The sequence below is a fragment of the Saprospiraceae bacterium genome (assembly GCA_016710235.1).
In the GTDB taxonomy this organism is placed as follows: Bacteria; Bacteroidota; Bacteroidia; order Chitinophagales; family Saprospiraceae; genus Vicinibacter.
Window position 1 is genome coordinate 547,501 of the sequence record JADJLG010000001.1, and the last position, 12,378, is coordinate 559,878.

Annotated in this window: 8 protein-coding genes and 1 tRNA gene; 3 read left to right on the top strand and 6 right to left on the bottom strand. The window is 37.7% G+C overall.

Translation table 11 applies throughout. The features are described 5' to 3' along the window. Positions 1-11: 11 nt before the first annotated feature. On the bottom strand, positions 12-2,390 hold the full coding sequence (gene rpsA, locus IPI99_02360) for a 30S ribosomal protein S1 (protein MBK7339352.1): 2,379 nt from the start codon (positions 2,388-2,390) through the stop codon (positions 12-14). 212 nt (positions 2,391-2,602) lie between these two features. On the opposite strand from rpsA, the gene IPI99_02365 reads away from it, so the two are divergent. Continuing rightward, a complete protein-coding gene (locus IPI99_02365) occupies positions 2,603-4,261 on the top strand; it encodes an AMP-binding protein (protein MBK7339353.1) in 1,659 nt (552 codons plus the stop codon). An 80-nt stretch (positions 4,262-4,341) separates the two neighbouring features. Here the strand turns inward: IPI99_02365 and IPI99_02370 are convergent, their stop codons facing one another. Both IPI99_02370 and IPI99_02375 read right to left on the bottom strand, forming a co-directional pair. Continuing rightward, the gene (locus tag IPI99_02370; protein ID MBK7339354.1) at positions 4,342-5,655 is read right to left on the bottom strand and encodes a serine hydrolase; all 1,314 of its coding nucleotides are present in this window, start codon (positions 5,653-5,655) and stop codon (positions 4,342-4,344) included. Between the two features lie 58 nt (positions 5,656-5,713). Beyond that, positions 5,714-7,459: an aminopeptidase P family protein gene (locus IPI99_02375; GenBank protein MBK7339355.1), complete on the bottom strand. Its 1,746-nt coding sequence runs from the start codon at positions 7,457-7,459 to the stop codon at positions 5,714-5,716. Positions 7,460-7,634: 175 nt separating this feature from the next. On the opposite strand from IPI99_02375, the gene rpoN reads away from it, so the two are divergent. Beyond that, positions 7,635-9,197 carry an RNA polymerase factor sigma-54 gene (gene rpoN, locus IPI99_02380; protein MBK7339356.1) on the top strand — a complete coding sequence of 521 codons (1,563 nt, stop codon included), beginning with the start codon at positions 7,635-7,637 and terminating at the stop codon, positions 9,195-9,197. 104 nt (positions 9,198-9,301) lie between these two features. After that, positions 9,302-9,808, top strand: a complete 507-nt coding sequence (locus IPI99_02385; GenBank protein ID MBK7339357.1) for a thioredoxin family protein — start codon at positions 9,302-9,304, stop codon at positions 9,806-9,808. Positions 9,809-9,897: 89 nt separating this feature from the next. Here IPI99_02385 and IPI99_02390 read toward each other — a convergent pair whose 3' ends face one another. The 3 genes from IPI99_02390 to IPI99_02400 all read right to left on the bottom strand — a co-directional run bounded on the left by IPI99_02390 (position 9,898) and on the right by IPI99_02400 (position 12,170). Then, positions 9,898-10,593, bottom strand: a complete 696-nt coding sequence (locus IPI99_02390; GenBank protein MBK7339358.1) for a hypothetical protein — start codon at positions 10,591-10,593, stop codon at positions 9,898-9,900. A gap of 37 nt (positions 10,594-10,630) precedes the next feature. After that, complete coding sequence (locus IPI99_02395) at positions 10,631-11,800, bottom strand: hypothetical protein (protein MBK7339359.1); 1,170 nt, start codon at positions 11,798-11,800, stop codon at positions 10,631-10,633. 288 nt (positions 11,801-12,088) lie between these two features. Continuing rightward, positions 12,089-12,170, bottom strand: a tRNA-Leu gene (locus tag IPI99_02400). Positions 12,171-12,378 lie beyond the last annotated feature (208 nt).

A 12,378-nucleotide genomic window follows, 5' to 3' on the forward strand; every position in this document is an offset into this window, starting at 1 on the left:
TTTTTCTGAAATTATTCTGCTTTTCCACCTTTTAGGTTGGCTTGCAGTTCTTTAAGTTCATCCATTTTGCCATCAGCTGCAAGTGCAGATTGCTGAGGCCAAGTAGTAGGGTCATGCATACGATACCGTGATCCGGCCGCATCTAAAATCCCTTTCAGTCTATCTACCTCTGCGTTTGCCAGATCCTTGAAAGTGAAAATACCATCTGCATTCAACAACTCTGCGATTTTTGGCCCTATGCCTTCTATGATTTTTAAATCATCACCTTCTGCACTTGCCTTAGACGCTTTTTTGGGACTCTTCACTTCAGCTTCTTTGTGGCGGATTTCATCTACAACCGGAGCCTCTTCTTCTTTTGAAGTCATCTCCTGAGCAGGCACGACATCTGATTTTTCCTGTTTAGTTTTATGAAAAGCATCTAATTTGGCCTTTGCCGCATCTTGTAATTGTTCCTTTAGAGCTGAGAAGCCTTCAAGTTCACCCAAAGTGGTCATTTCAATTTTTGAGTTCTGCTTCTCTATGACTTTCTGAGTTTTTTTGTTTTCGACATCTTTCTCCTTCTTCACAATATCTTCAGCCTCACGTCTAACATCTTCCCAATATTTGCTATGAGAGACAACTATTTTCTTGTCATCGCGATTGAATTCGATCACTTTTACTGTCACTGCCTCGTCTTGAGCAACTTGAGTATTGTCTTCTTTTTTCATATGTTTGGTTGGTGCAAAAGCTTCCAAACCATATGGTAACTGGACTATATATCCGCCTCGGTCTTCTTTGCGGATGACAGTGGCTTCGTGATATGACCCAACTGGAAATACATTTTCAAAAGTATCCCATGGGTTTTCTTCCAACTGCTTGTGTCCTAATGAAAGTTTTCTCGATTCGGAGTCAATCTCCATAACAACCACATCCAGTTTATTTCCCACCTTAGTATATTCAGAAGGATGATTGTAACGCTTGGTCCAAGAAAGATCAGAAATATGAACCATACCTCCGATTCCTTCGCCGAGTTCAACGAAAACACCATATGGCGTAAGGTTTTTGACCACACCTATGTGTCTTGATCCAACCGGATAATTCTTTTGAATTTGAGTCCAAGGGTCTTCTGTCAGTTGTTTTAAGCTCAGCGACATCTTGCGCTCATTGCGATCGAGTGTAACTGCTTTTGCCTCAAATTCCTGACCGATATAGAAGAAGTCTTTAGCATTGACTGATTGACTGTTCCAATTTACTTCAGATACGTGTATCAAGCCTTCTACTCCAGGTAAAATCTCTAAGAAAGCCCCATAATCTTCAATATTGACAATCTTTCCTTTCACTATTGATCCTTCCACAACGTCCATTGGAAGTACATCCCAAGGATGAGGCATCAATTGCTTCAGACCAAGAGAAATTCTCTTCTTGTTTTCGTCAAAATCCAATACTACGATGTTGATCTTTTGATTCTTTTCCAACACATCTGCAGGATGATTGATCCTTCCCCAAGAAATATCTGTGATGTACAACAAACCGTCGACACCTCCCAAATCGAGGAATGCTCCAAAGTCTGTTATGTTTTTGACCGTTCCTTCCAAAACCTGACCTTTTTCCAAACCTGAAAGCACTTGCTCTCTTGCCTCTTGGAGGTCTCCTTCAATAAGGACTTTGTGTGATACTACCGCATTCTTAATGGTTTCATTGATTTTTACCACCTTGAACTCCATCGTCTTCCCAACATATGCATCGTAATCCACGATAGGCTTAATATCTATCTGCGAACCAGGAAGGAATGTCTCAAGACCCATGCAATCGACAATGAGCCCGCCTTTGGTCTTGCTGATCACATTACCCTTGACAATTGAGCCATTTTTATATGAATCTACCAAGCTTTCCCAAGCCCGCAGTAATTTAGCCTTCTTGCGAGACAACTGCAAGTGCCCTTTCTCGTCTTCCGTCCTCTCAACATAGATTTCAACCTGATCGCCAGGTTTGAGATCCATGTCCCTGAATTCAGAAAGTGGAATTAAGCCATCAGATTTATATTTGATATCCAGTAATACGTTATTGCCTGAGATTGCACCCACACGTCCAGTGAGCAATTGTCCGTCACTGATCATGTTGAAAGAAGAATCATAATCTTTCAAATACTTTTCTTGATCTTCCTTAGAATAATTTACAGTATTCTTGTTGCTGATAGCCCAGTCAAACTGGTCGTGCGGACCTGAGTGATCATCAACCTCAAGGAGAGTTTCAAGATCGACTGTTTCGTCAAGATATGAATCCGCTTCGTCTTCTTTTTTTAGAGGTACTTCGAGATTTTCAGAGCTGGTTATTTCAGATGATTCGACCTGAGTCTCTTCTTCTGGGCTGAAATCTTCATTTTCGTGTTCTAAGTTGTTGTCGTCCAACATTTTGGAAATTTTTTAAAGGTTAAACAATAATTTTAGCGGCGCAAAGGTAAGACAAGTAAATTATAATGTCGCTCATTTCCCATAATATTTAAATTCAATTCAGGTTTGATCTGCAAAAAGTAAGTCACAAACTAATCATTTCGCTAGGGCAAAACCTTAGTCAAAAAATTATGCTATCTTTCCAGTCATTCGATCGAACAAAACTTATTGTCATGGATACCAGACCTTGGTTAAAAAACTACCCCAGTGGCATGCCGGCTAATATTGATGCTGATGCTTTTCCATCTCTTATCGCTTATTCAAAATCAAAATTTGAGCAATACGCTGCTTTGAAGGCTTATACTTTTATGGGCAAAAGCTTGACTTACAAACAAATAGATGAAATGTCGACAGCTTTTGGAGCTTACTTACAAAGCCGAGGAATGAAAGCCGGAGATAGGGTTGCTATGATGATGCCAAACTGTCTTCAGTATCCCATTGCCATATTTGGTGCACTCAAAGCCGGAATCATCATCGTAAATGTGAATCCACTATATACACCCCACGAAATGGAGTTCCAGTTCAAAGACAGCAAAGCTAAAGCTATTGTAATCGCTGAAAATTTTGCAAAGAACCTGGAAACGGTTTTGTCAAATACTTCAATTGAAATCGTAATCACAACCTCAATTGGTGAAATGTTGGGCTTCTTCAAAGGTGGACTAATAGACTTTGTCGTAAAACATTTCAAAGGAATGGTACCAACTTTCCACATTGAAAATACGATTAAATTTTGCGATGCACTTGAAACCGGAAAAAAATTCACCCTTGTCAAAACGGAAACAAAGCCGGATGATGTCATACTACTTCAATATACCGGAGGAACAACAGGTGTGAGTAAAGGCACTATGTTGACAAATCGAAATTTGATTGCAAACGTCTTTCAAATAAGAGCTGTTATTAGTTCGCATCTTCAAGAAGGAAAAGAAGTCGCGTTATCACCTTTACCTACCTACCATATTTTTGCATTTGCCGTGAATATCATGGCTATGATGAGTCTTGGAGCAAATACAGTTCTGGTAGTCAATGCCCGAGATATACCTTCTTTGATCAAAGAATTCAAAAAAAATAAAATCAGTTTAATTACAGGCGTAAATACCCTCTTCAATGCCCTGTTGCATCATCCTGAATTTCCAAAATTGGATTTTTCATCATTAAAGGTTTCCGTAGGCGGAGGGATGGCTGTGCAGACCTCTGTAGCTGAAAATTGGAAAAAGGTTACGGGTTGTGATCTATGTGAAGGATATGGTATGACTGAAACCTCACCTGTCATTTCAATCAATCCTATCGATGGTTCCGGGAGACTTGGGACCATTGGTATGCCTGTTCCTTCTACAGAAATTAAAATCATCAATGAACAAGGTATGGAGTGCGGTTTCAATGAAGCAGGAGAAATTTTGGTTAGAGGTCCTCAGGTAATGAAAGGATATTACAACAGACCTGACGAAACTGAAAAAGTGATGAGAGACGGTTGGCTTTATACAGGCGACATCGCAACGATGGATACTGATGGCTTTCTCAAAATAGTGGATCGAAAAAAAGACATGATTCTGGTGTCAGGCTTTAATGTTTATCCAAATGAAATAGAAGACGTCATCGCGCTTAATGATAAAGTCCTCGAAGTAGCAGTGATCGGAGTTCCGGATGAAAAATCAGGCGAAACAGTTAAAGCATTTATTGTCAAGAAAGATAAATCATTGACGAGCGACGAAATCATCGCTCATTGCAAGAAATACTTGACAAATTACAAAATGCCAAAACAAGTAGAGTTCAGAGACCAACTTCCAAAAACCAACGTTGGAAAAATACTGAGGCGTGAATTGAGATCTAATTGAGATTGACAGCAACTTTTTGAATTCAACATTCTATGAATTTCAATTCTTAACATTAGATCCTACTAAGCTGTTTCTCAGATTTAAATTTTCACAAATCTGAACGGTAGTGAATGATTCATATTCGAAACAAGAATTGAATAATATCCTTTTGGCAAATTTGAAATATCTATTTGATTATAATAAGAGCCCTCTGAAATTTTCCTACCTAAATGATCGAAAATTTGATACTTCAAATTCTTGATATCGTTTTCTCCTAGAATATATAATTCATGTGAAGATGGATTGGGCGTAACATATAATTCTGACCCAGTATTTTGGCTTTCGTGAGTGGAGCTGGTATTACATTTTAAACTATTAATCAGTGCCCAAATGTCATCGTTGAAAGTAAAAGGTACAAGGGAATTATCAGGAGCCTCACCCATCCTGATCCACACCATATTTTGGGATGGTATCACGTTAATGAACTGGCCGTTCTTGCCCAAAGCGGCAAACATATCTGCTGGTGCATTGGGATTCAGGCTCCCTCTGAAAACAAATTGTGTCTGAGGTATCATATAAGTGGATTTGCCATTAAGCCACCACAAATACCCATACGATAGATTTAAATTTTGTGATGTAGAAATCATATTATTAAAATAGGCTTGATCCATAAGAATTTGTTGTTGATTCCATGCCCCACGATTCAGAATTAACAAGCCATATCTGGCCATGCTGCGGGCAGTGCTAAAAAAGACATTATTATATCCCTGCTTGATAAACTGTCCATCCATACCTGTGATGGTTTTGATCCTCAGATTGATATACTGATTGAATGTTTTTCCAGTTGCATTTTCTATTACTTGATCCAATAATGTATAAGCTGCATTGTGATATGCCCATCTATTTCCGGCATCATCTTTATATTGCAAACATGAACTTACAGTACAATCCGGTTCCGAAACTGCATCATCCAATCCAGTTGTCATTGTGAGCTGATTTCTAATTTTTATTTTAGATTCTTGTTCTGGAGTACAATTTGTCCAAGCTGGGCCGAGATATTTTGACGTTTGATCATCTATACTCAAGTATCCATCTTGCTGGGCTAATCCTACGACAAAAGATGTCAATGATTTTCCTGCGGATGCCCAATACCATAGAGAGCTTGGAGTATGGTTGTTAAAATATTTTTCCAACACAATTTTGCCATCCTTCAGGAGGATAAATGCTTTGGTATTGTTGACAGCTAATAATTGATACAAACTGTCAATTCTTTCATTGCACCAACCAAGTCTTGCAGGTGATATAGTATCCCAAACTCCTGGAGTGGAGGGTGGAAAGTAAGATTGCGCTTCAACACATGCAAATGATAAACTAAGTTGAATTAGGACAACAAACAAAATTCGATTCAACATCATATTAATTTGGTGAGGTTAAAATAATTAAAGCTTTCTTCCAATACGGCCCTATTTAATATTATAGCTCAATTGGAGTACATTTACTTTCCAACCATTTCTTTTCCTCTTCTGAACACCAAGGTGAGATTTGTTTTAAACAATATTGATGATAATTATTCAACCAGTCTCTGTAATCTAATCCAAAACTTTTAAGGTCTATTAAATTTTTATCAATTGGGAAAACACTCATATTTTCAAAAGAACAAAAATCTTTTTCTTCATTTTCTTGAACTAATAACAAGGTTTCAATTCTGATACCATGGCTTCCTGTTTCATAATATCCAGGTTCGTTGGAGGTCAACATTCCAGGTAAAAATTCTGCCATTCCTCTTTGATTCCATGCTGAAACAAATCCCTGAGGTGGCTCGTGCACATTCATAAAATATCCGACTCCATGTCCGGTGCCATGACCATAATTTAATCCAAGTACCCAAAGATGTCTTCTTGCCAGAATATCCATTTGAATACCTTTTGTACCTTTAGGAAACACAAGTTTACATAAGTCTATATGCCCTTTTAAAACTGCAGTATACTGTTTTTTAATTTCAATATTCTGTTCAGACAATGCTATTGTTCTGGTAATGTCGGTGGTCCCATCTAAATATTGCCCCCCTGAATCCACAAGCAAAACACCTTCCGCTTTGATTTTGGAAGAGTTAGTTTGGGCTGGCCTGTAATGAATTATGGCACCGTTTGACTTAAACCCGACAATAGCATGAAAACTCTCTCCTATATAATCTGGCATTTCAGCACGACTTGAAGCTAGTTTTTCTGACATTTCGTATTCTGTTGGGTGAACACCTTGAGCCAGTTGTTGCTCCAACCAACGAAATGCTTTCACCAAAGCTGCACCGTCTTTAGCCATTGCTACTCGGATATGAGCGACTTCTTTGTCTGATTTCACAGCTTTCATATTCATTACAGGACTGACTGTTGTCAACAAACTGTTCTGAGGCAACAAAAGCGCGAGCTTTGCATTTAAAGTAGTCGGATCAACAGCAATTTTAGAGTTCTTATCCATATCGGCTACCACCTTATAAAACTCTTGATATGCCTCAATTTCTATGTTACAAGATTTCAACTCCTGAATTAATCCGGAACTGAGTTTTGCTTTCTGAACATAAAGAGTTGCAGAATGTAGATCCATCTTAAAGAACGATACAAATAGCGGATTACATTCGACATCTGACCCTCTTAAATTTAATAAATAGGCAATTTCATCCAATGCTGTAACTAGATACACATCTGCCTTTAGGGTCTTCATCCAAGTCCGTATCCTTTCCAACTTTGACTCTCTTGATACTATCGCATATTTGATATCATAATCCCAGATTGGAAGGATCGGTAATGAAGGACGATCCAGCCAAATCGCATCGAGAAGACAATTCGTATTTTTCAGATGTAGCCCCGCAGCGGTAAGCAATTTATCAAAAGATTGAATTTGTCCAAAGCTAAAACAAGCAAAGTCACAAGCTACGATGGATCCTGATCTTATATTCGCACAAATCCAATCGACATACTCGGCTTGAGTTTGGACCAGGAGTTTATGGAGTTGCATTTCGGTCCCTGCCAGCTCTTCTTCTGCCTGAAGAAAATACCTGCTGTCTGTCCATAAACCTGCATGACTTGTTGTGACGACTACTGTACCTGCGCTTCCTGTAAATCCACTGATCCACTGCCTTCCTGACCAGCGTTCCGGAACATACTCACTTTGATGTGGATCTGAAGAACTGATGATATATGCATCTACTCCATGCTGTTTCATTTGCACTCGCAAAGCATTAATTCTGTCGTTTATACACATATTTAATTATTTATATATTATAAATTATTTTAATATCATAATTATTAGCCTATATTTGTCCTTTCAATAAATGATGGATCAAGACCACCTAATTAACGGCAGGAGGTCTTAAACTGTTTTCAATAGAGATTGGATTATGATCAAGCAACACGTCAGTCAAAAATTACTCCAAAAACTGTCACCGCAGCAAATACAATTAATGAAGCTGCTACAAATTCCAACATCTATCCTGGATCAAAGAATACAGGAAGAATTGGAAGTAAATCCCGCACTAGAAGAAGGAGATGAAGACTATGACGATGAACATTTGGATAGATATGACAAAAATGACCATGAAGATCCACAAGATTCTGGATCTGATTCAGAGATGGCAGATTCTAATGATCATTTTGAAAAGGAGGAAAGCCATGACAATGATTTTGAAGAATACTTGAGTTTGTACATGGACGATGATACTGCAGGATACAAATACAAATCAGACGATTATGGAGCCGATATGGACGAGCACAAGACTATACCGGTTGCTGTAGAAAACACTTTTCATGATCATCTTGAAAAGCAAATTGGTCTACTCCGTTTGAAAACTGAAGACCAATATAAAATAGCACTACAGATCATAGGCAGTATTGATGATGATGGTTATCTCAGAAGAGAACCTTCTGCGATCATAGATGATCTCATTTTTGCCCAAAACATTGATACAAATGAAAAAGAAATTCTAGCCATTCTAGCAAAGATTCAAACGTTTGAACCTTTGGGTGTTGGAGCAAGAAATTTGCAGGAGTGCCTATTGATTCAAATCCGAGGAAAACAAAAGGTGAACAACGTAAAACACCTTCAAAAATCTCTCCGAATTGCGGAGCTTATTCTCGAAGAATTTTTTGACGAATTTTCGAAAAAACATTATATAAAACTGCAGCGCTCGTTGAATATCACCGAGTCCCAACTCAAATCCGCATTGGATGAAATTCTAAAACTCAATCCAAAACCATCTTCGGGTTACGTTGACGCTCACCAGCCTAATCAGATGGTTGGTCACTATATCATTCCGGACTTTACAATCGTGAATCGCGATGGAGAATTGGAATTGACTCTCAATTCCAGAAATGCGCCTGATCTCAGGGTAAATGACCATTATCTGGAGATGTTGCGCACCTACAAAGATCATAAAAATACACAACAGAATAATAAAAAAGAAAAGGAAGCTGTACTATTCATCAAGCAAAAAATTGAAAGTGCAAGATGGTTTATCGACGCCATCAAGCAAAGACAAGATACTCTGTACAAGACCATGTATTGTATCATGCAATACCAATCTGAGTACTTTCATACCGGTGATCAAAAGAAAATTAAACCTATGATTCTCAAAGATATATCTGAGGTAACAAGCCTTGACATATCGACGATTTCTAGAGTAGCCAATAGCAAATTTGTACAGACAGAATTTGGCACTAAGCGATTAAAAGAATTCTTCTCAGAATCGCTCCAAAATGAAGAAGGCGATGAGGTCTCAACCCTTGAGGTGAAGAAGATCCTATCGGAAATGATCATCAAAGAGAGCAAACGCAAGCCACTGAGTGACGAAAAGCTGAAGGAACTGCTACTGAGAAAAGGTTACAATATAGCCCGGCGCACGATTGCAAAATATCGTGAACAGCTCAATATCCCTGTGGCTAGACTGAGAAAAGAGTTGGTTTAGCTTAAGCCAACATTTTTCAGATCGGTTATCAGAACTACTATTTATGAACTAATTCCTGAACTTTTGCGTTACAGTTATCAATTTTAAAAAATTAATCTAAAAATATGCTAAGAAGCTTAATTTTCACCCTGGTATTGAGTAGTTTTTTAATGTCATTGAGTTCATGTGCTCAAACACCGACATCAAGCGCACTGGCAGCAAATGAAGGCTGGTTAACCTCTCTTGAAGAAGCATATAAAATTTCCAAAAAGACAGGTAGACCGATCCTAGCGAATTTTACAGGAAGTGATTGGTGCGGATGGTGCAAAAGGCTTACGGCCAATGTATTTGTCACCGATGAATTCAAGAAATGGGCCAATAAAAATGTAATATTACTAGAATTGGATTATCCCCGATACAAAAAGTTACCGGATGACTTGAGACAGCAAAATGCCAGTTTACAACAGCAATTCCAAATTCAAGGCTTTCCTACTGTGTGGGTATTTGACCTTGAGAAAGACAAAACCACCAAGCAATTTCAAATTGCTCAAATCGGTCGAACTGGCTATAAACCAACTTCAGCAGAATTTATCACAGACGTGAATAATATATTGGCAAATAGAAAAAAATAATTGCCTTAAAATAATAATAAAAAAGCCTTTCCAATGGAAAGGCTTTTTTATTTATACTCCTGGTAGTCAGATCAAGCTTTATGTACGATTTAGATATAAGATTTTAACCGATAATAGAGGATAGCACAATACTCCCGAAATATAATAATTTCATACTGAAGATAACTCCATACGTTATATCGCCATAGCAATGCTGGTGATCTTTTACTCTCCTCTCCATGAGCGAGTAAAGATGGAGGAACGGGAGTATCCATCGTATTTATTCCGCAGATATCAGTAATACCTGATCGATTCAAGCACGCAATTGATCTTTTGTAATGCTCTGGCTTTGTAATCAAAAGTAGTGAACAATGCAAGCTATCATGTGGAAGAAGAGAAACCAGTTTTTGTATTTCATCATAAGTATTGACCCCATCTGAAATCACTTTAAGTTGCAGAGGACAAGTGTCAGCGATAGAAACCAAACGAGCTCTAATATATGATTCACCTGAAGTGTCAGATGAAACTGATGGCAAACAATAATAAATTTTGGCTTCCGGAAATTGTTCTCTCGATTTTTCAAGATGATACTGCAATAAAAGTGCATCGGCACTAGGAAATGCATTGCCACCTTGCACGAAAATATAACGCGGCGGCCGTTCACAGCTCGGGACTTCAGCAAGTCTCATGAGTGCATTGTAAGGAATATCTGTACACGCTAGAAAAAACATGAGTACAAAGACAAGTCCTAACAACTGAATTGTGCTTTTCAGCAAGAAAAAAAGTTTGTTTCTCTTTGTACTCATGACATTCAAATTTATATGAGAATGATTGCACTTCTCTCTAACTCTCCTTATCGAAAATGATGCCTTTCATTTTCTTTTTCAACTGAATACCTGCATCATGCAACATCTCTTCATGAGTTGGAAAAGGTCGAGGATTTCTTGATAGTTTTTGTTTGGTGTCATCATTTAAATATTTTCTATCTCCTTTGATTAATCTACCATAAATATTCTCATAAACTGCTTCCACTTCCACAGGTCTGGAATAATAAACCTCATTATTGGAAACATTAAACCACTCTACATCGCCGGTCAATGCAACTGTTTTCTGTTGCAACACTTCTTCTATTGTAGCAGTGTGACGAACTGTCAACTTTTCAGTTTTTTCTTTTGAAATCGTGTCTCGTTCTGACTTATGATTTTGTTCTTTTTCTATGGTTTCTTCAAATATATCTTCATAAACTCTTGATTTTTCGCGCTCAGGACTGAATTGGATGTTGCGAATATTCATCCTGATGATGAAATCATAATCTATTTCAGAAGAATAATAAGTATGGTATACTTTAAATAATTTATTGATATCTTGAATAGAAAAATCCAACAAATCCTCTTCAAACTTCTGCGGCATTATTGTTTGAGATTGATTAACCATTTTTACTAGAAAATGTTCTGCTCCACGCTCGATTGCGATTTTTCTCAATTGATCACAATCTTTATATTTCGCTGAGAGTTGATCGATTTTTATTAGATCATCATATGCGGAACGAGCAAGGTATTTCTCTTTATTTTTACGGCTTTTTTCTAACTTTTCAACAGCTGATTGGTAATAGTATTCAACCGTTTCATTTTTTGCCTGACGCAATCTGACTTCTGTATCTACAAAATCAAATGTAGCCTGATAACCTTCTTCAGAAACCAAAGGTAATAGGGGCTCGATACTGATCTGTCTATTGTGGATTTTGTAATATACGGCATAAATATTTTCCCAGTCCGCGCTTTTCAGATCTTGCTGATATGCTGCAATTGTCCTCAAATCCCTTTGCTGGGCCTTTTTGAATGCATATTCCAGTGCTATGACCTTTTCTTGATCTTTATTTTTCTTTCCAGCAAGAGACTTGACTAATTTGGAAATAGCCCCATCATAGTTGCCTTTTTCCATCATCTTGTTCACATTAGCACAAGAACTGATGGATAAAAAAACAAGTGCAAGTTGTAGTATTCTAGTTTTCATTTGGATTTGTTTGAATGATGAAAGAGATATTTTCAGAAGCCTCTCCGATTGTCATGATATGTAATGGTGTGCAATGTAGAAACCTGTATTACACATCTTGACACAAGCGATGCAGCTGATAATCATAGGACTTTCATTGGCGCATGAAGATAAAAGCGAAAAATTAAAATTCACCGGATCTTAACGAATTGATATAAAATTAGGTTAAATAGAGCTCAATTCTATCAACTCACCAAAGTTACTGCATTCGCAATAACCTTCTTCAAGAGTGCTTGAATCTACAAAAAGTGCCCGGGACAGGACTCGAACCTGCACACCTCTCGGCTTACGCACCTCAAACGTACGTGTCTACCAATTCCACCACCCGGGCAAACGATTGGCAAAGATAGCATATCTGGCTAGGCATACAAAATCTTTGAATGGAAGGCTATAGAAAAACCTTCAATTATATGAGTATTTTTTTTAATGTATAAATACATGATATTCAATAATAAATTAAAAACATAAGATTATTAAGCGCTTACATATGAAAAAAAAATAAATATTATTTTTCAAAATGCTTGGAAATACCAGTAGTT

Bases quoted from the DNA above. Each gene is read 5' to 3' on its own strand.
- IPI99_02390 (MBK7339358.1), bottom strand. From the start codon at position 10,593: ATGAGTACAAAGAGAAACAAACTTTTTTTCTTGCTGAAAAGCACAATT.
- IPI99_02375 (MBK7339355.1), bottom strand. From the start codon at position 7,459: ATGAAACAGCATGGAGTAGATGCATATATCATCAGTTCTTCAGATCCA.
- IPI99_02365 (MBK7339353.1), top strand. From the start codon at position 2,603: ATGGATACCAGACCTTGGTTAAAAAACTACCCCAGTGGCATGCCGGCT.
- IPI99_02395 (MBK7339359.1), bottom strand. From the start codon at position 11,800: ATGAAAACTAGAATACTACAACTTGCACTTGTTTTTTTATCCATCAGT.
- rpoN (MBK7339356.1), top strand. From the start codon at position 7,635: ATGATCAAGCAACACGTCAGTCAAAAATTACTCCAAAAACTGTCACCG.
- IPI99_02385 (MBK7339357.1), top strand. From the start codon at position 9,302: ATGCTAAGAAGCTTAATTTTCACCCTGGTATTGAGTAGTTTTTTAATG.
- rpsA (MBK7339352.1), bottom strand. From the start codon at position 2,390: ATGTTGGACGACAACAACTTAGAACACGAAAATGAAGATTTCAGCCCA.
- IPI99_02370 (MBK7339354.1), bottom strand. From the start codon at position 5,655: ATGATGTTGAATCGAATTTTGTTTGTTGTCCTAATTCAACTTAGTTTA.